The 386-nt window shown below is 58.8% G+C and carries 1 protein-coding gene; it reads right to left on the reverse strand.

All coding sequences use genetic code 11. The features are described 5' to 3' along the window. The coding region (locus I6F21_RS38520; RefSeq protein ID WP_225184491.1) for a LysR family transcriptional regulator at positions 1 to 248 on the reverse strand (248 nt) is incomplete at its 3' end. Positions 249 to 386: the final 138 nt, after the last annotated feature.

The following is a 386-nucleotide window of genomic DNA, read 5'->3' on the forward strand; positions in this document are numbered from 1 at the left end:
TCCGAGACGATGCCGCTGAGGTCGTTCAGGACACCGCGCGCCATGTACATCAGCGCCGTTCCGGCTTCCGTAGGTTCGATGCCCTTATTGCTGCGAATCAGGAGTTGCGATCCCAGAAGCGACTCCAGCTCGCTGAGCCGGCGACTCACGGCGGCCGCGGCAATGTGTTCGCGCTGCGAGGCAGCCGCAATGGTGCCTTCCTCAAGCACGCTGATAAACAGGCGAAGTGATTGCGGATCCAGTTTCATTGGCGTGCGTGATCCAGTGGCCCTGGCTGCTGAAGCACCATCGCAATCAGCGATGGTGAGCTCGCGAATGATTGATGTACCAACATTGGTTGGGCTTCTAACATTCATCCGCCCAGAGTTAGTCGCATGGCGCAAGTG

The organism is Bradyrhizobium sp. NBAIM03, from assembly GCF_020194055.1.
GTDB classification, from domain to species: Bacteria; Pseudomonadota; Alphaproteobacteria; order Rhizobiales; family Xanthobacteraceae; genus Bradyrhizobium; species Bradyrhizobium yuanmingense.